Below are 20,878 nucleotides of genomic sequence, written 5' to 3'. Positions count from 1 at the left end.
GGCTCAGCCTCCGGGCGTGGGGTCGGTCGCGGGCGCCTCGGGCTCCTCGGACAGCGGCACGGCGGATCGGAGTTCCATGGAGCTCCCGGCGGGCAGGGACAGGTCGTCCTCCTCGGCGAAGTCGAAACGCAGTCCGAAGGACTCGGAGTAGCCGGCCAGGGCGACCACCTCGGGGCTGGCCAGGAACCGGGAGCGCAGGGTGCCCGGGTCGCCGATGGCGCTGATCAGGTACGGGTTGGCGACGGGCCGGAAGTCGACCAGCACCGCCTCGCCGGCGAACCGGATGGCGGTGGTCGGCCCGAGCCGGCGGCCGTTGATGCCGACCGCCTCGGCGCCGGCCGCCCACAGCGCGTTGACCACCACCTGCAGGTCGCCGTCGATCACCTGGCCGCGGGGGTCCTCCTCCCCCGTCCCGCCGACCGGGTCGGCGTCGGCGTCGGGCTCGGCGTCGGCGAGGGTGACCAGCAGCCCCGGGCCGGTGACCGGGTCGAGGGCGCCGGCCATCTCGGCGTCGGCGAGGTCCTCGAGGGCCCGCTGGCCGACGGCGGTGGCGGCCAGCGCGTCGTCGCGGGCGGCGCTGACGTCGCGGCGCAGCTGCTCGAACTCGGCGGCCAGCCCGTCGGTGAGCTCGGACTGCTCCTCGATGTCGTCGATCAGCGCCTCGCGGACCTCCTCCCGGCCCTGGGCACCGGCGGCGGCCTGGTCGTAGGTGACCGCGGCGAGCACGCCGGTGACGGCCATGACCAGCGCGACCGCGCCCTGCCCCCAGCGGCGGCGCCGCGGGGAGCGCTCCTCCCCCGCCGCGGCGCGGGCCGCGGCGGCGTCGGCGGCCTGCCGGTAGGCCGGGTCGAGGGTCTCGGCCAGCACCTGGTCGAGCAGCGAGGCGCCCAGCGAGCGGGGGCCCCCGCCGCGCTGCAGCGTCGAGGTCACGGCCCCGTCCCGGTGCGCTCGGCGCGGAGGATGCCCACCACCTGGACGACGTAGAAGGCGCCGGCCAGGACGTAGAGCACCCCGCCCCAGATCGTCAGCGCCCACGCCAACGGCTGGGCGACCGCGGCGACCGGGCCGTCGCCGTCGGCGAGCAGGAGGAGGGGGAAGGCGTAGAGCAGGATGAACGTGGCCGCCTTGCCCAGGTAGTGCACCTGCAGCGGCGGGTACCCGTGCCGGCCCAGCACCAGCAGCGCCAGCCCGAGCACCAGCTCGCGGCCGACCAGCACGGCCACCACCCACACCGGGACGACGTCGCGCAGGACGAACGCGATCAGCGTGGCGATGATGTAGAGCCGGTCGGCGGCCGGGTCCAGCAGCGCACCCAGGCGGCTGGACTGCCCCAGCGCGCGGGCGAGCTTGCCGTCGGCCCAGTCGGAGACCCCGGCGAGCGCGAGCACCAGCACCGCCCAGCCGTCGGCCTCCGGGCCCAGCAGCAGCCACAGGAACAGCGGTACGCCGAGCAGCCGCAGCACCGACAGCGCGTTCGGCAGCGTCCAGACCCGGTCGGGCAGCTCGTTCCGGTCGGGGAGGCGGCCGGCCGGCTCGCCGTCGGCGAGGGGTGCCGGGACAGCCGCCGACGAACCGTTGGACGACGTCACGAGACCTCCAGCCTGCTGAACACCGCCTGCGAGGCTAGTGCCCCGATCGGACACTCCTTCGCAGCGGCGCACCGGGCCCCCGCGTCCCGCCCCCGTCCCCGCGCCCAGCCCGGCCCTGCGCCGGGACGGGCCGGACGGGTCCGCCCCTACGCCGGCACGGCGGTCAGGTGGGCCGGCGCCGGCTCGTAGCCCAGCGGCCGGCGGGTGAAGCTGCCGGTGCCGTGGGAGACCGAGCGCAGCGCCCCGGCGTAGGTCAGCAGCTCCACCTCGGGCACCTCGGCGCGGACCGTCGTCCGGTCGCGGTCGGGGTCGGCGTCGCTGCCGGTGACCCGCGCCCGCCGTCCGGACAGGTCGCTCATCACCGCCCCGACGTACTCCCCCGGGACGACGACGTCGACCTCGCACCACGGCTCGAGGACGCGGGTGCCGGCCGCGGCCACCGCCTCCCGGACCGCGAGCGCTCCGGCGGCCTGGAAGGCCGCGTCGGAGGAGTCGACCGAGTGCGCCTTGCCGTCGACGAGCGTGAGGTGCACGTCGACGATCGGGCGGTCCCCGGAGACGCCGCGCTCGGCCTGGGCGCGGACGCCCTTCTCCACGCTGCCGTGGAACTGGCTGGGCACCGTGCCGCCGACGATCCGCTGGTCGAAGACGACGCCGGACCCGGGCGGGCCCGGCTCGGCCTCCACCACCACGATCGCGTACTGGCCGTGGCCGCCGGACTGCTTGACGTGCCGGCCGGTGACCCGGGCGGGGCCGGCGAGGGTCTCCACCATCGGCACCCGGACCGGCACCGTGGTGACCGAGACGCCGTGCCGCACGCGCAGCCGCTCCAGCAGCACCTCGGCGTGGGCCTCGCCGACGCACCACAGCAGCAGCTGGCCGGTGTCGGGCCGGCGCTCCAGGCGCACCGTCGGGTCCTCGGCGACCAGCCGGGTCAGCGCGGTGGCCAGCCGGTCCTCGTCGGAACGGGACGCCGCCTCGAGGGCGACCGGCAGCTGCGGGGTGGGCAGGTCCCAGGGCGGGACCAGGCGCGGGTCCTCCGGCGAGGACAGGGTGTCGCCGGTCTCGGCGGAGGCGAGGCGGGCGACGGCGCAGACGTCGCCGGCCGGGCAGGCGGCCACGGGGCGCAGGGTCGAGCCCAGCGGTGAGGACACCGCGCCGATGCGCTCGTCGACGTCGTGGTCGGGGTGCCCGCGGTCGGCCATGCCGTGGCCGGAGACGTGGACCGGGGCGTCCGGGCGCAGGGTGCCGGAGAACACGCGCACGAGCGAGACGCGGCCGAGGTAGGGGTCGGTCGTGGTCTTGACCACCTCGGCGACCAGCGGGCCGTCGGGGTCGCAGGACAGGGCGGGCGCCGGGGAGCCGTCGGGCCGGGTGGCCGGCGGGCAGCCGTGCTCCATGGGGCACGGGAACCCGTTGACCAGCAGGTACAGGATCGACTCGATGCCGATGCCGGCGAGGGGGGCGGCGCAGAGCACCGGGTGGAAGTGGCCGCGGGCGACCGCGGTCTCCAGGTCGCTCATCAGGTCGCCCTGCACGAGCTCGTCGCCGGCGAGGTAGCGCTCCATGAGCGCCTCGTCCTCGCTCTCGCCGATGATCCCCTCGATCAGCTCGCTGCGCAGGCGGTCGGCGTCGGGGCCCCTGGCGCCGGGCTCGAGCAGGTTGACCACGCCGGCGACGGCGCCGTCCGGGCCGCGCTCGACCAGGTGCACGGGGTAGACGCCCTCGCCGAGCATCGTCTGGCACAGCCGGACGGTCTCCTCGACGTCGGCGCGGGCGCGGTCGAGCTGGGTGATGACCACCGCGCGGGGCATGCCGACCGCGGCGCACTCCTCCCACAGCTGCACGGTGCCGGCGTCGACGCCGCCCACCGCGGAGACCACGAACAGGGCCGCGTCGGCCGCGCGCAGCCCTGCGCGCAGCTCCCCCACGAAGTCCGGCGAGCCGGGGGTGTCGAGCAGGGTGATGCGGTGGTCGGCGTGCTCGACGGTGGCCACGCCGAGGGAGACCGACCGCTGCTGGCGGACCTCCACCTCCTCGTTGTCCAGGCAGGTGGTGCCGTCCTCGACCCGGCCGGCGCGGGGCAGCGCCCCGGTGGCGACCAGCAGCGCCTCGGCGAGGGTGGTCTTGCCTGCTCCGGCGTGGCCCACGAGGGCCACGTTGCGCACTTTGCTCGCCGGTCGCGGGGCCGGCGCGGTCGCGGTGTCCTTCGCCACCGGTCAGCCGTTCGCCGGCTCGGGGACGACGGCGCAGGTGCCGGCCGGGTAGAAGACCCCGGTGTGCCCGTCGGGGTCCCACTGGACGACGTAGGGCGGTCCGCCGCCCTGGCCCCGTACCTCGACCACCCTGCCGGTGCGCTCCGGCTCTCCCTGGTGGGTGGAGTGGACGACGATCCTGTCCCCGACTCGTGCTTCCACGGCAGCCTCCCGGCACTTCCCGGTGTGTGTGGTGTGGCTCACAGCCTGCCCGCGGGGCGGGGCACGATCAAGGGCCCGCGAGCCCCCTCGCGCCGGGCCGGTCCTCCGTGTGCGGCGAGCTCCCGTCCCGGCGGCGACCGGTCAGCGGCCGAGCAGCTCCGCGAGGGTCAGCCGGCCGGCCCGCTCCCGGTCGACGACGAGGGCGGGCGCCGGGTCCGGGCCGGCGGTGGCGCGCAGCGCGGCCCACCGGGCGGCGTGGCGCCGCATCGAGCGGGCGGGGACGCGCCGGCCGCGCGCCACCTGGCCGCGCGCGGCCAGCTCCGGTGAGACGTCGAGCAGCACCAGCCGCACCTGCCGGCCGGCCCGCCGCGCGGCCCGCAGCACCAGGCCCCGCCACCGCGGCCGGGTCCAGGGGTCGGTGAGGACGACGACCGGAGCCGGTCCCCCGACGCTGCGCAGGACCCGCCACCGGTGCCGGCCGTGCACCCACGGGCGCCGCAGCCGGTACGGGACCCGCGGCCGGGCTCCGCCGGGGACCCGCTCGGAGTCCAGGCCGACGACGCCGGGCGCCTCCGCGGCCAGCAGCCGGCGCAGCAGCGTGGTCTTGCCGCTGCCGGGCAGCCCGCCGACGACGACCAGCAGGCGCCTCCCGTCCGCATCCGGCGCACCCGGCGGCCGCTCCTCCCCCAGCACGGTCGGCACACGCCCCACCTCTCCTCCCGGGGGCCGCCACGGTCCGCCTCCCGCCTCGGCGTTCCCGGTGCGCTCGCTGGGTGCTGCCTGTGAGGTGCCCCGGCGGCCCGCACCCGGGCGCCCCCGCACCGGCCGGTCGGCCGGGTCCCGGACCGGCTGCCCTCCCGCCGGCGGTAGACCGGGGCACCGCCGTGCGGTCAGGCGGCGGGCACCACCCGGTCCAGCCAGCCGAGCAGGTCGGCGACGACCTCGTCCCGGTTGGTCTCGTTGAACACCTCGTGCCGGGCGCCCTCGTAGACCCGCAGCGTCACGTCGGTCAGTCCGGCGTCCCGCAGCCGCTGCACCAGCCCGTCGACCAGGGCCAGGGCGCCGTTCACCGGGTCCTGGTCACCGACCGCGACGTACACCGGCAGGTCCCCGCGCAGCCCGCCCAGCCGCGCCGGGTCGGCCAGCTGCCGCGCCGAGACGAACATCTGCCGGCCGTCCTCCTGGGACAGCCCGAAGCCGCACCGCGGGTCGGCCACGTAGGCGTCGACCTGCGCCTCGTCCCGGGAGAGCCAGTCGTAGTCGGTGCGCGCCGGGGCGAAGGCCGCGTTGAACGCCGCGAGGTCCAGGGGCGCGTCGAGGTCCAGGGCCGGCTCCAGCAGGTCGAGGGCCGCGGTGCCGGTGAGGACCAGACCGGCCAGCTCCTCGCCGTGGTCGAGCACGTACTGCTGCGCGGCGAAGGACCCCATGCTGTGGCCCAGCAGCACCAGCGGCAGGCCGGGGAGGTCCGCCCGGGCGCGGTCGGCGACCCGGCCGATGTCGCGCACCAGCTCGTCCCAGCCGCCGGGGCCCAGCTGCCCCCACCCGCCGTCGCGCGCGGTGGCGCCGTGCCCGCGGTGGTCCTGGCCGACGACCACGAACCCCGCCACGGTGAGGTCGGCGGCCAGCGGCTCGTAGCGCAGCAGGTGCTCGCCCATGCCGTGGGTGAGCTGCACGATCCCGCGCGGCGGGCCGGCGGGATCCCAGCGGTAGGCGGTGACGGCGACGTCGTGCGCCGAGGGGATCTGCAGTTCCGTGGGTGGCATGCGCGGAGGCTACGGTCCCGCCACGGTCACCAGCCCGGTCGCCGGCGCGGGCGCCTCCCCGGCCGGCGGCGCGGGCGCCCGGTCCCGGCGGGTGGCGACGGCGGTGGCGTTGGCCAGCACGACCACGGCGATGCCGATCCACTCGTGCAGCTCCAGCAGCTGGCCCAGCAGCACGATGCCGACCAGCGCCGCGAGGACCGGGTGGACGCTCATGAACACCCCGAAGAACCGCGGCGGGACGACGCGCAGCGCGGCCAGGTCGGCGGCGTAGGGCACCGCCGAGGACAGCAGCCCGGCCGCGACGGCGTACAGCAGCGGCGCCCCGGCGAGCTGCCCCCGGACGGCCAGCACCGCGAGCACCGGCACGGAGGCCAGTGCGCACACCGAGACCGCCACCGCGGGGCCCTGCAGCCCGGGCAGGCGCGCGCCGACGACCCGGTTGAGCAGGATGTAGGCCGCCCAGCAGGCGCCGGCCAGCGCGCCGGCCGCCAGCCCGGGGACGTCACTGGAGGACCCCGGCAGGACCAGCACGTAGACCCCGGCGGCCGCGGCGACCGCGATCAGCAGGTCGCGGCGGGACCGCGAGCCGGCCAGCGCCACCCCGAGCGGCCCGAGGAACTCCAGGGTGACCGCCAGCGCCAGGCCGACGCGGTCGACCGCCGTGTACAGGGCGAGGTTCATCGTCCCGAACACGACCGCCAGCGCGAGCACCGGCGCCCACTGCGACCGGGTCATCCGGCGCAGCGGCGGCCGGGCGACGGGCAGGAGGACGGCAGCGGCCACCACCTGCCGCACCGCGACCACCCCGACGGGGCCGACGGCGTCGAAGGCGTGCGCGCCGACCCCGGCGCCGACCTGGTTGCTCAGCGCGCTCCCGGTCATCGTCGCGACGCCGCGCAGCGTCCCGCCCTCCGCACCCACCCGACCGAGTCTGGGCACGCGCCGGCCGCGAGGGAAATGCCGATGCCGGCACCGTCGATACGGTCGGCGTATGGATCTCGAGCTGCGGCACCTCCGGACGCTGCTCGCCGTCGTCGACGCCGGCACGTTCACCGGGGCGGCCGCGGTGCTGCACACCTCGCAGGCGTCGGTGTCGCGGACGGTGGCGGCGCTGGAGCGGGTCCTCGGGGCCCGGGTGCTGCGGCGCACCACGCGGGAGCTGTCCCTCACGCCGGTGGGGGCACGCGTCGTCGGTCACGCGCGGCGGGTGCTCGAGGAGGTGGCCGCGATGCGGCGCGCCACCGACGAGGCCCGCGGCGAGCTGCGGGTGGGGTACGCGTGGGCGGCGCTGGGCCGGCACACCACCGTCGTCCAGCGGCGGTGGTCGGAGGCGCACCCCGGAGCCGCGCTGGTGTTCGTCCAGTCCAACAGCCCGACCGCGGGCCTGACCGAGGGCGCCGCCGACGTCAGCGTGCTGCGGCGCCCGGTCGCCGACCGGCGGCTGGCGACCGCGCTGCTGGGCACCGAGCGGCGCTACGCCGCCGTCGCGGCCGACGACGCCCTCGCCGGCCGCCGCAGCGTCACCCTCGGCGACTTCGCCGGCCGCACGGTGGCCCTCGACACCCTCACCGGGACGACGACCGGCGAGCTGTGGCCCGGCCCCGGGGCCCCGGCGGGGGCGCGCGCCGTCCGCGGGGTCGACGAGTGGCTGACCGTCATCGCCGCGGGCCAGGCGGTCGGCATGACCGCCGAGGCCACCGCCCGCCAGCACCCCCGCCCCGGGGTGGTCTACCGCGCCGTCCGGGACGCCCCACCGGTCGAGGTGTGGCTGGCCTGGTGGGCCGGCGGCCCACCGCCGGGGCTGGAGGCGTTCCTCCAGCTGGTCCGCGAGCAGTACGCGTCCGCCGGGACGCCGCCCGGCGCCGCCCCCGCGGGGGGTGACGCCGCCCGGTGCCGTCGCCGGTGCCGGCCGGCGGCGGGCTCGCAGAGCCGCTGACGCTCTCGCGGCGTTCCGTGTGCTCCCGCGGCGCTGCACGACCGCAGGAGCACCCGGAACACCGCAACAGGGTGCCCGGCCGGCGCGGTCAGCCGCCGGACCGGTGGCCGCCGCGGGAGGCCGGGCCGGTGCTGTCGACCTGCTGGTCGATGCGCTCGGCCAGGCCGGCCAGCCGCTCGTCGGCCTCCTCCTGGGTCAGCCGCCCCTCCTCGACGGCGGCGGTGATGCGCTCCTGCGCCGCCTCGGTCAGCGCGGTGACCAGCGTGTCCCGGGCGACGCCGCGGTCCTCGGCGACCGACGCGAGCGTGGCGCCGTCGGCCGCCAGGGCGGTGCGCAGCTCCTCCCCGGTCAGGCCGAGCGCCGTGGCGGCCGCCGAGAGGCCGAGCCGGCCGCCGTGGTCGCCACGGCTACCGAGGCCGGCCTCGCCCAGGGTGCTGGCGACCTCGTCCGCCTGCTCCTCGGTGAGGGAGCCGTCGGAGACCAGCCCGGACAGCGCGTCCCGGATCCGGTCCGCCGCGGACGACGACGCCGTCGCGGTGCCGTCGGTCTCGGCCAGTGCGGGCACGGCCACGGCCAGGCCGGCCAGCGCCAGGGCGCCGGCCGTGGTGGTGGTGATGACGAACTTCCTGCGCATGGGATCTCCTCGTCGGTGGGGGTGGTCCCGAGCGTCCGGGGCGCGGCTGTGGCGGTGCTGGGAGGCACCCCCGGCCCGGCTGTGGGGAGGGCGGTCAGTTCGCCGCGGGGTCGCCGGGGCGGCCGCCTTCGAAGCCCATGCCGGCCGCGAGGCCACCGACGTCGTCCCCGGACGCCGTCCCGCCGGTGGACACCGTGTACGCGGCGCCGCTCTCGACGGCGGCGGAGGAGTGCACGAGCGAGGCGGTGTCCTTCGCCGCGGTGCAGGTGGCGACGAGGTCGTCTCCCAGGCGGCTGTGGGACCCGGGTCACCCGCCGCCGGCGTCCACGGCGGCGGTGTGGCCGGCGATCAGCTCGGCCAGCGGCCCGACGACGGCGGCCGGCAGCGCGTGCCCCATCCCCGGCACGGTCACCAGCCGGGCCGAGCCGAGGACGGCGGCCAGGTGCGCGGCGTGCGGCGGCGGGTTGACCGGGTCCTCCGGCGCCTCGACGACCAGCGTGGGCACCCGGACGGCGGCCAGCTCCGCGCCCCGGTCGAGGCCGGACCGGTCGGCCAGCGCGTGCGCGACCGGGCCGCGGGCGGTGCCGCTGTGGGCGAGGACCCGCTCCTCCAGCGCGCGGAACTCCGCGGGGTCGAACGGCACGCCGTTCCCGTTGAGCAGCCGCCAGTGCTCCACCCGCCAGGCGAGCTCGGCCTCGGCGTCCCGCTCCTGCCCCATCGACGCCCAGTACGCGAGCACGTGCTCGGCGGGCCCGGGCAGGTCGCTCTCCCCCGCCAGGCCGGTGCCGAGCGCGCAGGTGCACAGGAGGGTGGCGCTGCGCAGCCGGCCGGGGGCGTCGAGCAGCAGCAGCTGGACGAGGATGCCGCCCATCGACATGCCCACGACGTGGGTCCGCTCGATGCCCAGGGCGTCGAGCACCCGGACGGCGTCGGTCGCGAGGTCCCGGATCGCGTAGGGCCGGGCGTCGAAGGCGCGGGTGGAGCGGCCGGTGTCGCGGTGGTCGTAGCGCACCACGCGGTGCTGCCGGGCCAGCCGGTCGACCAGCGCGTCGGGCCAGGTGAGGCCGCTGGCGTTGGCGCCCATGACCAGCAGCAGCGGGCTGGAGGCGGGGTCGCCGCGCTCGTCCGCCCAGAGCTCGACGCCGTCGTCCACGGGGATGCGGTGTTCCACCCGCCCACCGTGACCCGCGGCCGGGCGCCGCGTCGACCGCGTTCGGTGGCCGGTCATGCTGGGCGTCATGACGAGCAGCGACCACGTGGCCGGCCGGGAGCAGGAGTCCATGCGGGCGCACGCCGTCCCCCGCGCCGACGCCGACGGCCCGCCGCCGTGGGTGGCGGTCTGCGGCACGCCGGTCGCCGTCGTTCAGGGCAGCTGGAGCGGGCGGCGGGGGCTGGGCTCCGACGACGTGTGCCCGCGGTGCCGGGAGCAGGCCCTGAGCTGACCCGGGCGCGGTTGCCGGTGCCGGCGGCCCGGGTGTCCACTGGCGGAGGCGCCCCGTGGTCGCCTCCGCCGAGCCTCACCGGTCCGCCGGGGCTCCGTCCGCAGGCCGAGGGAGGACGTCGATGCCGCGTCGGAGGACGGGAGTGCAGGAGGAGCTGCTCCGCCTGCTCCAGCCACCGGTGCCCCGGCGGGCCGAGCTGCTCAGTGAGCGGGTGGCCCCCCGGCTGGCCGAGATCGGCGACGCCCTGGCCGGCCGCCCCGCCGACGAGGTGTTCGCCGCGCTGGCGGCCGCGGTGCGGGAGGTCGGCGCGACACCGGACCCGGCGGCGCTGCGGGAGTTCGCGACCCTGATCGAGGCCGGCGAGAACCCCTTCACGTGATGCGGCCGTGCCGGGTGCCCGCGCCCCGCGAGGGGCCGGGCGGCGGCGGTCAGGAGGCGCGGAACAGGTCCCGCTGCGCCTGGCGGCTCAGGATGTCGGCGGCCAGGCTCTCGCCGGCGCCGCGGCCGTCGAGGAGGGCGGCCAGCTCGTCGCGGTCGGCGACGGTGGCGTAGTCGGCGAGCTCCCGCTCGAGGGCGCGGAAGGTGCGGCCCAGCGACGAGCGGCGACCGAGGGCGGAGGGGCGCCCGAGGGCGACGGCGAGGGTCATGGTGGATCTCCGTACGAGGTGGGTGCGCGGCGTCCGGCCGCACTCCCATGTTCTGACATCCTGACTGGCAGATCTCGTCGCCGCGGTGTGAGAGTCCCCACCTCCCGTTGGCACATGTGGCCGGGGCCACCCCACCGGTGCCGCCCCGGCGTCCGCAACTCGTGCCGACGGAGACCCGTCAGCGGCCGACGAGCGTCGTCTCGAAGTCGTACCGGGAGGCGCGGTAGACGTGCCGGCCGTGCTCGATGGCCACGCCCTGGTCGTCGAACGCGGTGCGCGACATGGTGAGCAGCGCCGACCGCGGCGGCTCGTCCAGCAGCCGGGCCTCCTCGGCGCGGGCCAGCCGCGCACCGATCCGCTGGTGGGCGACCCGCAGGTGCACCCCCTGCGCGCGGAGGTACTGGTAGAGACCGCGCTCGGTGAGGTCCTCGATCGTCGGGTGGAAGCGGCCGGGCAGGTGGTTGGTCAGCAGCGCCAGCGGCTCCCCCCGGGAGCGGCGCAGCCGGCGCACCACGACGACGTCGTCGCCCTCGGCGACGTCCAGCTCCTCCGCGATGTCGGCCGGTGCGGGCAGCCGCTCCAGCGACAGGACCTCGGTGGTCGGCGCCTCCCCGGCCCGTGACAGGTCGTCGTAGAGGCTGGTGAGCTCCACGGAGCGGCGGACGTGCGGCTGGATCACCTGGGTGCCGACCCCGCGCTTGCGGACGAGCAGCCCCTTGTCCACCAGCTCCTGCACCGCGCGCCGCACCGTGGGGCGGGACAGCCCGTACCGCTGGGCCAGCAGGATCTCGTTCTCCAGCCGGGAGCCGGCCGGCAGGGCGCCGCCGGCGATGGCGCCCTCGATCGCCTGCGCCAGCTGGAAGTACAGCGGCGTGGGGCTGGAACGGTCGATGTCGAACGTGAGCACGGGTGCCACCGGTCCCTCCTCGGATCGGGCGCCGAGGGGATCCGGCCGGCCGCCCGCCTGCCCATGGTCGCACCTCCACCCCCCGCCCTGTCCTCACCTCGACGGGGCATGACGTCATCGCCACGTCCTGTTGCCCGTATGTCCTGACAAAGTGTTGACAGCCGTGTGTGGCCCGGAGCACAGTTCTCGGGACACCGACCGACGACGCAGGGGATGGAGCGCCGTGGCAGACGCCCTCGACATGGTGGTGATGGGCCGCAGCGGGGTGGACGTCTATCCCCTGCAGGTCGGCGTCGGACTGGAGGACGTCGAGACCTTCGGCAAGTTCCTCGGGGGCAGCGCCGCCAACGTCGCGGTCGCGGCCGCGCGGCTGGGGCGCTCCACCGCCCTGGTCACCGGCGTCGGCGACGACCCCTTCGGACGGTTCGTCCGCCGCGCCCTGCGCGACCTCGGGGTGGACGACCGGTTCGTCGTCGTGGACCCCGAGCACCCCACCCCGGTCACCTTCTGCGAGATCTTCCCGCCCGACGACTTCCCCCTGTACTTCTACCGCCGGCCGACCGCCCCCGACCTGCAGCTGACACCTGCCGACCTCGACCGCGCCGCCATCCGGGACGCCGGGCTGTTCTGGGCGACGGTGACCGGCCTGTCGGAGGAACCCAGCCGGTCGGCGCACCACGCTGCCTGGGAGGCCCGCGGGCGCCGCCGGCACACCGTGCTCGACCTCGACTACCGGCCCGTGTTCTGGGCCTCCCGCGAGGAGGCGACCGCGCAGGTCCGCGCCGCGCTCCCCCACGTCACCGTGGCCGTCGGCAACCGCGAGGAGTGCGAGGTCGCCGTCGGGGAGACCGACCCGGACCGGGCCGCGGACGCGCTGCTCGACGCCGGGGTGGAGCTGGCGATCGTCAAGCAGGGCCCGAAGGGTGTGCTCGGCAAGACGCGGTCCGAGCGGGTCGTCGTCCCGCCCACGCCGGTCGAGGTGGTCAACGGCCTCGGCGCCGGCGACGCGTTCGGCGGCTCCCTGGCTTCCGGGCTGCTCACGGGGCTGCCGCTGGAACGCATCCTCCGCAACGCCAACGCCGCCGGCGCGATCGTCGCCTCCCGGCTGGAGTGCTCCACCGCGATGCCGACCGCCGCCGAGGTGGAGACCCACGTCGCCGCCGCCCCGGCGGTCCTGGAGGGAACCCGTGTCTGACACCACCCTGTCCCCTCCCGACGTGCTGGGCCGCCGGGCGCCGTGCCGGAGCTACGCCGAGGTGACCGAGCTGCGCAGCCGCGACCCGGAGGCCATCCGCCGCGCACTGGCCGCCCGGTCCCGGCGGCCGGCGTTCCTGCCGGAGGACGGGCAGCTGATGCTGATCGCCGCCGACCACCCCGCCCGGGGGGCGCTCTCGGCGCAGGGACGGCCGACGGCGATGAACAGCCGCACCGAGATGCTCGACCGGCTGCGCACCGCCCTGGCCCGGCCCGGCGTGGACGGGCTGCTCGCCACCGCCGACGTCGCCGAGGACCTCCTGCTCCTCGGGGCGCTGGAGGACAAGGTCGTCGTCGCCTCGATGAACCGCGGCGGGCTGGCCGGCGCCACGTTCGAGCTCGACGACCGGATGACCGGCTACGACGTGGCCGGCGTCGTCGAGGCCCGCTTCGACGCGGCCAAGATGCTCAACCGGATCGACCTGGACGACCCCGGGACCGTGGCGATGCTGGAGACCTCCGGCCGGGCGATCACCGAACTGGCCCGCGCCGGCGTCGTCGCGATGCTCGAGCCGTTCCTGTCCCGCCGGGTCGAGGGCCGGGTGACCAACGACCTGAGCCCCGACGCGGTCATCAAGTCCGTCCACATCGCCCAGGGCCTGGGCGCCACCTCCGCCTACACCTGGCTCAAGCTCCCGGTGGTGGCCGAGATGGAGCGGGTCATGGACGCCACGACGCTGCCCACCCTGCTGCTGGGCGGCGACCCCTCCCGCAGGCCCGAGGAGACCTACGCCGGCTGGCGGGCGGCCCTGGCCCTGCCGTCGGTGCGCGGGCTGGTCGTGGGCCGGACCCTGCTCTACCCGCCGGACGACGACGTGGCCGGCGCCGTCGACACCGCCGTCGCCCTCGTCCACTAGAAGGGCCAGCCGATGACCGCGACCACCCAGTCGCTGCACCTGCCCGCCGGCACCGCCGCCGCCGGCCCCTACGCCCTCGAGGTGACCCCCGAGTCCGCCGGCTGGGGACACTCCGGCCTCCGGGTGCTCGAGCTGCCCGCGGGCGGCCGGCACACCCTCGACACCGGCCCCGACGAGGTCGTCGTCGTCCCGCTGGAGGGCGGGCTGACCGTCGCGTGCGAGGGCGAGGTGCTGACCCTGGCCGGGCGCAGCAGCGTCTTCGCCCGGCCGACCGACTTCGCCTACCTGCCCCTGGGGGGAACCGCCGAGCTGTCCAGCCGGGACGGCGGGCGGTTCGCGCTCTGCAGCGCCCGGGCGCGGCGCCGGCTCCCGGTGCGGTACGGCCCGGCCGCCGGCGTCCCGGTCGAGCTGCGCGGCGCGGGCCGGTGCAGCCGGCAGGTCAACAACTTCGCCACCGCGGACGTGTTCGCGGCCGACGCGGTCATCGCCTGCGAGGTCATCACGCCGGGCGGCAACTGGTCGTCGTACCCGCCGCACAAGCACGACGAGAGCTCCGACGTGGAGAGCGAGCTCGAGGAGATCTACTACTTCGAGGTCGCCCCCGGGCCGCAGGGCCGGCCGGGCCTGGCCTACCACCGGGTCTACGGCACGCCGGAGCGGCCGATCGACGTCCTCGCCGAGGTCCGCGACCGCGACGTCGTCCTGGTGCCGCACGGCTGGCACGGGCCGTCGATCGCCGCCCCCGGCCACGACCTCTACTACCTCAACGTCATGGCCGGCCCCGGCCCCGAGCGGGCCTGGCGGATCGTCGACGACCCCGCGCACGCCTGGATCCGCGGCACCTGGGACGACGAGCCGGTCGACCCCCGCCTGCCCCTGCACTCCCCCGCCGGCACCGAGCAGAACGGAGCCCCCCGACCGTGAGCCAGTACCCGCCGCCGGCACGGACCGAGACCGTGCGCCTGACCGTGGCCCAGGCCGTCGTCCGCTTCCTGGCCAACCAGCACACCGAGCGCGACGGGCAGCGGCAGCGCCTGTTCGCCGGGTGCTTCGGCATCTTCGGCCACGGCAACGTCGCGGGCCTGGGCCAGGCGCTGCTGCAGGCCGAGATCGACGAGCCCGGCGCCCTGCCCTACGTGCTGGGCCGCAACGAGCAGGCCGTGGTGCACACCGCCGTCGCCTACGCCCGGGCCAGGGACCGGCTGCAGACGTGGGCGGTCTCCCCCAGCGTCGGCCCCGGCTCGACCAACATGCTCACCGGCGCGGCGCTGGCGACCATCAACCGGCTGCCGGTGCTGCTGCTGCCGGCGGACACCTTCGCCACCCGCTCGGCCGGCCCGCTGCTGCAGGAGCTCGAGCGTCCCGACAGCGGCGACGTGACCGTCAACGACGCCTTCCGCCCGGTGTCGCGCTACTTCGACCGCATCTGGCGGCCCGAGCAGCTGCCCGGCGCCCTGCTCGGCGCGATGCGGGTGCTCACCGACCCGGCCGAGACCGGCGCGGTCACCCTCTGCTTCCCGCAGGACGTGCAGGCCGAGGCGTTCGACTGGCCGGTGGAGCTGTTCGCCGAGCGCACCTGGCACGTGGGCCGGCCGCTGCCCGAGCGGGCCGCCCTGGCGCGGGCGGTCGAGGTGATCCGCTCCGCCCGCCGGCCGCTCCTCGTGGCCGGCGGCGGGGTCGTCTACTCCGACGCGACCGGGGCGCTGGACGCCCTCGCCTCGGCCACCGGCATCCCGGTCGGCCAGACCCAGGCCGGCAAGGGCGCGCTCCCCTACGACCACCCGCAGTCGGTCGGCGCGATCGGCTCCACCGGGACGACGGCGGCCAACGCGCTGGCCCGCGAGGCCGACGTCGTCATCGGGATCGGCACCCGCTACCAGGACTTCACCACCGCCTCGCACACCGCGTTCAACGACCCCGGCGTGCGGTTCGTGAACGTCAACGTCGCCGCGATGGACGCCGCCAAGCACGCCGGCGTGACCGTGCAGGCCGACGCCCGCGAGACGATCACCGCGCTGGCCGAGGCGCTGGCCGGCTGGTCGGTCGACGACGCGTACCGCGCGCGCACCGCGGAGCTGGCCGCCGCGTGGGAGGCCACCGTCGAGGCCGCCTACCACCCGGAGACCCCGAGCGCGGGCGAGGGCGGCCGGCTGACCCAGAACGAGGTCATCGGCGTGGTCAACGAGGTGTCCGGCCCCCGGGACGTCGTCGTGTGCGCCGCCGGCTCGATGCCCGGCGACCTGCACAAGATGTGGCGGGTCCGCGACCGCAAGGGCTACCACGTCGAGTACGGCTACTCGTGCATGGGCTACGAGATCCCCGGCGGCATCGGCGTCCGGATGGCCGACCCGGACCGCGACGTCTTCGTGATGGTCGGCGACGGCTCCTACCTGATGATGCCGACCGAGCTGGTCACCGCCGTCCAGGAGGGCGTGAAGATCATCGTCGTCCTGGTGCAGAACCACGGCTTCGCCTCGATCGGCGCGCTGTCGGAGTCGCTGGGCTCCCAGCGCTTCGGCACCCGCTACCGCTACCGGTCGGCGTCCGGCCGGCTCGACGGCGACGTCCTGCCGGTCGACCTCGCCGCCAACGCCGCCAGCCTCGGCGTCGACGTCCTGGTCGCCCAGGACGGCCCGAGCCTGGAGGCGGCGCTGCGCAAGGCCAAGGCCGGCGACCGGGCCACCGTGGTGCACGTCGAGACCGACCCGCTGGTGGACGCGCCGTCCAGCGAGTCGTGGTGGGACGTCCCGGTCAGCGAGGTCGCCACGCTGCAGAGCACGCAGGACGCCCGCGCCGTCTACGACCGCTGGAAGTCGGTGCAGCGACCGGCCTACCTGACGCCGTCCGAGACCGGCACCCCCCAGCCCTGATCCACCCGCCCGCCCCCGGAGGAGAGAAGACATGACCGCGCAGCACCCCGCGGCTGGCCGCGCCCGGATCCGAGTGGGATCGGCGCCCGACTCGTGGGGCGTCTGGTTCCCGGACGACCCGGAGCAGGTGCCCTGGCAGCAGTTCCTCGACGAGGTCAGCGCCTGCGGCTACGAGTGGATCGAGCTGGGCCCCTACGGCTACCTGCCCACCGACCCCGAGCGGCTGTCCGACGAGCTGGGTTCCCGCGGCCTGCGGGTGTCGGCCGGCACGGTGTTCGAGCACCTGCACCGGCCGGACTCGTGGGACGCCGTCTGGGGCCAGGTCAAGGACGTCGCCGCGCTGACCGCGGCCATGGGCGGCACCCACGTCGTCGTCATCCCCGACACCTTCCGCGACCAGAAGACCGGCGCCGACGTGGAGTCCCGCCACCTCACCCCCGAGGCCTGGACGGCGAAGACCAGCGGCGTGACCCAGCTCGGCAGGGCGGTGCAGGAGGAGTACGGGCTGTCCATCGCCTTCCACCCGCACGCGGAGACCCACGTCGGGTACCAGGCCGACATCGAGCGGTTCCTCGCCGACACCGACCCGCGGTACGTGCCGCTGTGCCTGGACACCGGGCACGTCAGCTACTACCGGGGCGACAACCTGGACCTGATCCGCCGCTACCCGGAGCGGATCGGCTACCTGCACCTCAAGCAGGTCGACCCGGCCGTGATCGACCGCGTGCTGGCCGAGGACATCGTCTGGCCCGAGGCGGTGCGGATGGGGGCGATGACCGAACCGCCGGGCGGCGTGCCCGCGTACCCGCCGCTGTTCGAGGCGATCGAGGAGCTCGGCCTGGACGTCTTCGCGATCGTCGAGCACGACCTGTACCCCTGCGCGCCGGACGTGCCCCTCCCGATCGCCCAGCGCACCCACCGCTACATCGGCTCCTGCGGCTTCCCCTCGCTGGAGCTGGGCGCCCCGTAGAGCCGTCCGACCGTCGAGGAGACCCGGGCATGACCACCACCGAGACCGCCGCCGGCGTGCTGCCCGAGATGGCCGAGGTCCCCGCCGCCGAGCTGCGCGTCGCCGTGCTGGGCGTCGGCCTCATGGGCGCCGACCACGTGGCCCGCCTGCACAGCCGGATCTCCGGCGCACGGGTGACCGTCGTCAGCGACGCCTTCGCCGACAAGGCCGAGGAGGTCGCCGCGACCGTGCCCGGCTGCCGGGTGGTCGGCGACCCGCTGGCCGCGATCGCCGACCCCGAGGTCGACGCCGTCGTCATCGCGACCCCCGGCCAATTCCACCAGGAGCAGGTGCTGGCCTGCATCGAGCACGACAAGCCGGTGCTGTGCGAGAAGCCCCTGACGATGGACGCCGACAGCTCGCTGGCCGTCGCCCGCGCCGAGGACGCCTACGCCGAGCGGACCGGCCGGCGGCTGGTGCAGGTCGGCTTCATGCGGCGCTTCGACCCCGAGTACGCGCAGCTGCGGGCGCTCATCGGGTCCGGTGAGATCGGCGAGCCGCTGGTCGTGCACTGCGCGCACCGCAACGCCGCCGTCCACCCGCACTTCACCACCGAGATGATGATCACCGACTCGGTGGTGCACGAGGTCGACGTCACCCGCTTCCTGCTCGACGAGGAGATCGCGGCGGTCACCGTGCTGCAGCCCCGGGCCACCCGCCACGCGCGGGAGGGGCTGTCGGACCCGCTGCTGGTGCTGTTCGAGACCACCGGCGGCCGGGTCGTCGACGTCGAGTGCTTCGTCAGCACCGGCGTCGGCTACGAGGTGCGCACCGAGGTCGTCGCCGAGGACGGCAGCGCCACGATCGGGCTGGACCTCGGCCTGGTCCGGCACTCCGGCGGGTCCGGCGGCGCGGCCCGCGGCACCGCGATCGCCCCCGACTTCCGGGTGCGTTTCGGCCGGGCCTACGACATCGAGCTGCAGCGCTGGGTGGACGCCGCCCGCCGCGGCACGATCGACGGCCCCGGCGTCTGGGACGGCTACGCCGCCTCGGCCGTGTGCGCCGCCGGTGTCGAGGCGCTGCGCAGCGGACGGCGCACCGAGGTGCGGCTGGCCGCGCGGGAGGGCGGGGCGTCATGAGGATCGCCCTGGACCCGCAGATGCTGCGGGCCACGCCCCTGCTGGAGCTGCCCGACGTCGTCGCCTCGATGGGCTACGAGTGGATGGAGCTCTCGCCGCGCGAGGACTTCGTGCCGTTCTTCAAGCACCCGCGGGTCGACCTCGCCACGGTCCGGGCGTTCCGCTCGAGGCTCTCCTCCGCCGGCGTCGGCGTCACCTCCGTGCTGCCGGTGATGCGCTGGTCGGGCCCCGGGGAGGTGGAGCGGCAGGCGGCGGTGCGGTACTGGCGCCGGGCCATCGAGATCTGCGTCGAGCTCGGCGTGGACACGATGAACTCGGAGTTCAACGGCCGCCCGGAGGCACCCGAGCTCGCCGAGGCGATGTTCTGGCGGTCGATGGAGGACCTGCTGCCGGTGTTCGAGCGGGAGGGCGTGAAACTGGCCCTCGAGCCGCACCCGGACGACTTCATCGAGCTCGGGCACCCGGCCGTGGACATGGTCCGCGGCATCGACAGCCCGAACGTCTCCTTCCTGTACTGCCTGCCGCACACCTTCCACCAGGGCGACGACGCGGCCGGGATCATCGCGCACGCCGGCGACCTGCTCACCCACGTGCACGTCGCCGACTCGATGGACCACACCGCCTCCGACGGGCTGCGCTACATCACCAACCCGCCGGGCAACCCGATCCGCGTCCACCAGCACATGGAGATCGGCCGCGGGGACGTCGACTTCGACGCCGCGTTCGCCGCCCTGGCCGGCGCCGGCTTCGACGGCGTCCTCACCACCTGCGTCTTCGGCTGGGACGACCAGGCCCGCGAGTCCGGCACCCGGATGCTCGCCGCCATCCGCGAGCTGGTGACCAAGCACTTCCCCGACAGCACCCTTCCCTGAGAGGCAGCACCATGCCCCAGCACATCCCCCACTGGATCGACGGCGCCCGCCGCGACGGCGCCGGCGGCCGCACCGGCGAGGTGACCGACTCCGCGACCGGCGAGGTCACCGGCGCGGTCGCGCTCGCCGACGTCGCCGAGGTCGACGCCGCCGTCGCCGCGGCCACCGCCGCCTTCCCCGGCTGGCGCGACACCTCGCTGGCCAAGCGCACCGCCGTCCTCTTCCGCTTCCGGGAGCTGCTCAACGCCCGCAAGCCGGAGCTGGCCGCGATCATCACCGCCGAGCACGGCAAGGTCCTCGACGACGCCCTCGGCGAGGTCTCCCGCGGCCAGGAGGTCGTCGAGTACGCCTGCGGCGTGCCCTCGCTGGTCCGCGGCGGGTTCACCGAGAACGCCTCGACCGGCGTCGACGTGCACTCCATCCGCCAGCCGCTGGGCCCGGTGGCGATCATCAGCCCGTTCAACTTCCCGGCGATGGTCCCGATGTGGTTCTTCCCGATCGCGATCGCCACCGGCAACACCGTCGTCCTCAAGCCCAGCGAGCAGGACCCGTCGGCGGCGCTGTGGATGGCCGAGCTGTGGCAGGAGGCCGGGCTGCCCGACGGCGTGTTCAACGTCGTCCAGGGCGACAAGGTCGCCGTCGACCGGCTGCTGGAGCACCCCGACGTCAAGTCGGTGTCCTTCGTCGGGTCCACCGCGATCGCCCGCTACGTGTACGAGACCGGCACGAGGCACGGCAAGCGCGTGCAGGCCCTCGGCGGGGCGAAGAACCACATGGTCGTGCTGCCCGACGCCGACCTCGACCTCGCCGCCGACCAGGCCGTCAACTCCGGGTTCGGCTCGGCCGGCGAGCGCTGCATGGCCATCAGCGCGGTGCTCGCCGTGGGCGGCATCGGCGACGACCTGGTCGCCCGGATCGCCGAGCGCACCCACACCCTGCGCACCGGCGACGGCCGCAAGGGCTGCGACATGGGCCCGCTGATCAGCCGGAGGCACCGCGACCGGGTGGCGTCCTACGTCGACGCCGGCGAGGAGCAGGGCGCGAAGATCGTCGTCGACGGCCGCCGGGTGCAGCCCGACGGCGGGGAGGACGGGTTCTGGCTCGGCCCCACCCTGGTCGACCACGTCGAGCCGCACATGAGCGTCTACACCGACGAGATCTTCGGCCCGGTGCTGTCGGTGCTGCGGGTGGACACCTACGAGCACGCCGTCGAGCTGATCAACCGCAACGAGTACGGCAACGGCACCGCCATCTTCACCAACGACGGCGGCGCGGCCCGGCGGTTCCAGAACGAGGTCGAGGTCGGGATGATCGGCATCAACGTCCCCATCCCGGTGCCGATGGCCTACTACTCCTTCGGCGGGTGGAAGAACAGCCTCTTCGGCGACTCCCACGCGCACGGCGCCGAGGGCGTGCACTTCTTCACCCGCGGCAAGGTCGTGACCAGCCGGTGGCTCGACCCCAGCCACGGCGGCCTGAACCTGGGCTTCCCGCAGAACGCCTGAGAGAGGACCTCCCTGCCCCCCGCCATGGAAGGACCCCGTCGGCGGGCCCCTGCGGGGAGGCCGTGATCGACCGGCGCCGGCGAGACACGTCTCCGCC

Annotated in this window: 23 protein-coding genes; 11 read left to right on the top strand and 12 right to left on the bottom strand. The window is 75.9% G+C overall.

Features of this window, described 5'->3' with window-relative positions:
* Positions 1-3: 3 nt before the first annotated feature.
* The 7 genes from ACI78Q_RS14005 to ACI78Q_RS13975 form a co-directional block, all read right to left on the bottom strand.
* Positions 4-930 (bottom strand): DUF881 domain-containing protein, encoded by a 927-nt coding sequence (locus ACI78Q_RS14005; RefSeq protein ID WP_456924002.1) that lies wholly within the window; start codon positions 928-930, stop codon positions 4-6.
* Positions 927-1,589 (bottom strand): CDP-alcohol phosphatidyltransferase family protein, encoded by a 663-nt coding sequence (locus ACI78Q_RS14000; RefSeq protein ID WP_456924001.1) that lies wholly within the window; start codon positions 1,587-1,589, stop codon positions 927-929. Before ACI78Q_RS14000 ends, ACI78Q_RS14005 begins: the two co-directional genes overlap by 4 nt.
* A gap of 146 nt (positions 1,590-1,735) precedes the next feature.
* Positions 1,736-3,805: an elongation factor G-like protein EF-G2 gene (locus ACI78Q_RS13995; protein WP_456924000.1), complete on the bottom strand. Its 2,070-nt coding sequence runs from the start codon at positions 3,803-3,805 to the stop codon at positions 1,736-1,738.
* A gap of 3 nt (positions 3,806-3,808) precedes the next feature.
* Positions 3,809-4,006 (bottom strand): DUF1918 domain-containing protein, encoded by a 198-nt coding sequence (locus tag ACI78Q_RS13990; RefSeq protein WP_456923999.1) that lies wholly within the window; start codon positions 4,004-4,006, stop codon positions 3,809-3,811.
* A gap of 141 nt (positions 4,007-4,147) precedes the next feature.
* Complete coding sequence (locus ACI78Q_RS13985) at positions 4,148-4,708, bottom strand: AAA family ATPase (RefSeq protein ID WP_456923998.1); 561 nt, start codon at positions 4,706-4,708, stop codon at positions 4,148-4,150.
* A gap of 188 nt (positions 4,709-4,896) precedes the next feature.
* A complete protein-coding gene (locus ACI78Q_RS13980; RefSeq protein ID WP_456923997.1) occupies positions 4,897-5,769 on the bottom strand; it encodes an alpha/beta fold hydrolase in 873 nt (290 codons plus the stop codon).
* Between the two features lie 9 nt (positions 5,770-5,778).
* Entirely contained in the window at positions 5,779-6,690 is a 912-nt protein-coding gene (locus ACI78Q_RS13975) for an EamA family transporter (protein WP_456923996.1), read from the bottom strand.
* A 70-nt stretch (positions 6,691-6,760) separates the two neighbouring features.
* Here ACI78Q_RS13975 and ACI78Q_RS13970 point away from each other — a divergent pair, with 70 nt between their 5' ends.
* Positions 6,761-7,705, top strand: coding sequence for a LysR family transcriptional regulator (locus tag ACI78Q_RS13970; protein WP_456923995.1), 945 nt, complete (start codon positions 6,761-6,763; stop codon positions 7,703-7,705).
* A gap of 88 nt (positions 7,706-7,793) precedes the next feature.
* On the opposite strand, the gene ACI78Q_RS13965 is transcribed toward ACI78Q_RS13970, so the two are convergent.
* From ACI78Q_RS13965 to ACI78Q_RS13955, 3 genes are all read right to left on the bottom strand, one after another.
* Entirely contained in the window at positions 7,794-8,339 is a 546-nt protein-coding gene (locus ACI78Q_RS13965) for a hypothetical protein (RefSeq protein ID WP_456923994.1), read from the bottom strand.
* 94 nt (positions 8,340-8,433) lie between these two features.
* Complete coding sequence (locus tag ACI78Q_RS13960; protein WP_456923993.1) at positions 8,434-8,574, bottom strand: hypothetical protein; 141 nt, start codon at positions 8,572-8,574, stop codon at positions 8,434-8,436.
* A 72-nt stretch (positions 8,575-8,646) separates the two neighbouring features.
* Positions 8,647-9,510 (bottom strand): alpha/beta fold hydrolase, encoded by an 864-nt coding sequence (locus ACI78Q_RS13955; RefSeq protein ID WP_456923992.1) that lies wholly within the window; start codon positions 9,508-9,510, stop codon positions 8,647-8,649.
* Between the two features lie 67 nt (positions 9,511-9,577).
* Here ACI78Q_RS13955 and ACI78Q_RS13950 point away from each other — a divergent pair, with 67 nt between their 5' ends.
* Positions 9,578-9,781, top strand: coding sequence for a hypothetical protein (locus ACI78Q_RS13950; protein ID WP_456923991.1), 204 nt, complete (start codon positions 9,578-9,580; stop codon positions 9,779-9,781).
* A gap of 121 nt (positions 9,782-9,902) precedes the next feature.
* The gene (locus ACI78Q_RS13945; protein ID WP_456923990.1) at positions 9,903-10,160 is read left to right on the top strand and encodes a hypothetical protein; all 258 of its coding nucleotides are present in this window, start codon (positions 9,903-9,905) and stop codon (positions 10,158-10,160) included.
* Between the two features lie 49 nt (positions 10,161-10,209).
* On the opposite strand, the gene ACI78Q_RS13940 is transcribed toward ACI78Q_RS13945, so the two are convergent.
* The gene (locus tag ACI78Q_RS13940) at positions 10,210-10,428 is read right to left on the bottom strand and encodes a hypothetical protein (RefSeq protein ID WP_456923989.1); all 219 of its coding nucleotides are present in this window, start codon (positions 10,426-10,428) and stop codon (positions 10,210-10,212) included.
* 178 nt (positions 10,429-10,606) lie between these two features.
* On the bottom strand, positions 10,607-11,344 hold the full coding sequence (locus ACI78Q_RS13935; RefSeq protein WP_456923988.1) for a GntR family transcriptional regulator: 738 nt from the start codon (positions 11,342-11,344) through the stop codon (positions 10,607-10,609).
* Between the two features lie 214 nt (positions 11,345-11,558).
* Between ACI78Q_RS13935 and iolC the strand changes: the two genes are divergently transcribed.
* The 8 genes from iolC to ACI78Q_RS13895 are packed head-to-tail and all read left to right on the top strand — an operon-like array spanning position 11,559 to position 20,781.
* Positions 11,559-12,530 (top strand): 5-dehydro-2-deoxygluconokinase, encoded by a 972-nt coding sequence (gene iolC / locus ACI78Q_RS13930; RefSeq protein WP_456923987.1) that lies wholly within the window; start codon positions 11,559-11,561, stop codon positions 12,528-12,530.
* Complete coding sequence (locus tag ACI78Q_RS13925; RefSeq protein ID WP_456923986.1) at positions 12,523-13,446, top strand: class I fructose-bisphosphate aldolase; 924 nt, start codon at positions 12,523-12,525, stop codon at positions 13,444-13,446. Before iolC ends, ACI78Q_RS13925 begins: the two co-directional genes overlap by 8 nt.
* A gap of 12 nt (positions 13,447-13,458) precedes the next feature.
* Positions 13,459-14,370 (top strand): 5-deoxy-glucuronate isomerase, encoded by a 912-nt coding sequence (gene iolB / locus ACI78Q_RS13920; RefSeq protein ID WP_456923985.1) that lies wholly within the window; start codon positions 13,459-13,461, stop codon positions 14,368-14,370.
* Positions 14,367-16,316: a 3D-(3,5/4)-trihydroxycyclohexane-1,2-dione acylhydrolase (decyclizing) gene (gene iolD / locus ACI78Q_RS13915; protein WP_456923984.1), complete on the top strand. Its 1,950-nt coding sequence runs from the start codon at positions 14,367-14,369 to the stop codon at positions 16,314-16,316. Before iolB ends, iolD begins: the two co-directional genes overlap by 4 nt.
* Positions 16,317-16,347: 31 nt before the next feature.
* Positions 16,348-17,286 (top strand): sugar phosphate isomerase/epimerase family protein, encoded by a 939-nt coding sequence (locus tag ACI78Q_RS13910; RefSeq protein ID WP_456923983.1) that lies wholly within the window; start codon positions 16,348-16,350, stop codon positions 17,284-17,286.
* A gap of 29 nt (positions 17,287-17,315) precedes the next feature.
* Positions 17,316-18,404 carry a Gfo/Idh/MocA family protein gene (locus ACI78Q_RS13905; RefSeq protein ID WP_456923982.1) on the top strand — a complete coding sequence of 363 codons (1,089 nt, stop codon included), beginning with the start codon at positions 17,316-17,318 and terminating at the stop codon, positions 18,402-18,404.
* Positions 18,401-19,276, top strand: coding sequence for a sugar phosphate isomerase/epimerase family protein (locus tag ACI78Q_RS13900; RefSeq protein WP_456923981.1), 876 nt, complete (start codon positions 18,401-18,403; stop codon positions 19,274-19,276). Before ACI78Q_RS13905 ends, ACI78Q_RS13900 begins: the two co-directional genes overlap by 4 nt.
* An 11-nt stretch (positions 19,277-19,287) precedes the next feature.
* Positions 19,288-20,781 (top strand): CoA-acylating methylmalonate-semialdehyde dehydrogenase, encoded by a 1,494-nt coding sequence (locus tag ACI78Q_RS13895; RefSeq protein WP_456923980.1) that lies wholly within the window; start codon positions 19,288-19,290, stop codon positions 20,779-20,781.
* Positions 20,782-20,878: the final 97 nt, after the last annotated feature.

Source organism: Geodermatophilus sp. SYSU D00705 (assembly GCF_054050135.1).
Note: the sequence above shows the minus strand (reverse complement) of the source record. Positions and strands in the feature narration are given on the sequence as shown.

Coding starts and splice junctions, on each gene's coding strand:
- ACI78Q_RS13980 (WP_456923997.1), bottom strand. CDS start 5,769: ATGCCACCCACGGAACTGCAGATCCCCTCGGCGCACGACGTCGCCGTC.
- ACI78Q_RS13970 (WP_456923995.1), top strand. CDS start 6,761: ATGGATCTCGAGCTGCGGCACCTCCGGACGCTGCTCGCCGTCGTCGAC.
- ACI78Q_RS13965 (WP_456923994.1), bottom strand. CDS start 8,339: ATGCGCAGGAAGTTCGTCATCACCACCACCACGGCCGGCGCCCTGGCG.
- ACI78Q_RS13950 (WP_456923991.1), top strand. CDS start 9,578: ATGACGAGCAGCGACCACGTGGCCGGCCGGGAGCAGGAGTCCATGCGG.
- ACI78Q_RS13945 (WP_456923990.1), top strand. CDS start 9,903: ATGCCGCGTCGGAGGACGGGAGTGCAGGAGGAGCTGCTCCGCCTGCTC.
- ACI78Q_RS13940 (WP_456923989.1), bottom strand. CDS start 10,428: ATGACCCTCGCCGTCGCCCTCGGGCGCCCCTCCGCCCTCGGTCGCCGC.
- iolB (WP_456923985.1), top strand. CDS start 13,459: ATGACCGCGACCACCCAGTCGCTGCACCTGCCCGCCGGCACCGCCGCC.
- ACI78Q_RS13910 (WP_456923983.1), top strand. CDS start 16,348: ATGACCGCGCAGCACCCCGCGGCTGGCCGCGCCCGGATCCGAGTGGGA.
- ACI78Q_RS13905 (WP_456923982.1), top strand. CDS start 17,316: ATGACCACCACCGAGACCGCCGCCGGCGTGCTGCCCGAGATGGCCGAG.
- ACI78Q_RS13900 (WP_456923981.1), top strand. CDS start 18,401: ATGAGGATCGCCCTGGACCCGCAGATGCTGCGGGCCACGCCCCTGCTG.
- ACI78Q_RS13895 (WP_456923980.1), top strand. CDS start 19,288: ATGCCCCAGCACATCCCCCACTGGATCGACGGCGCCCGCCGCGACGGC.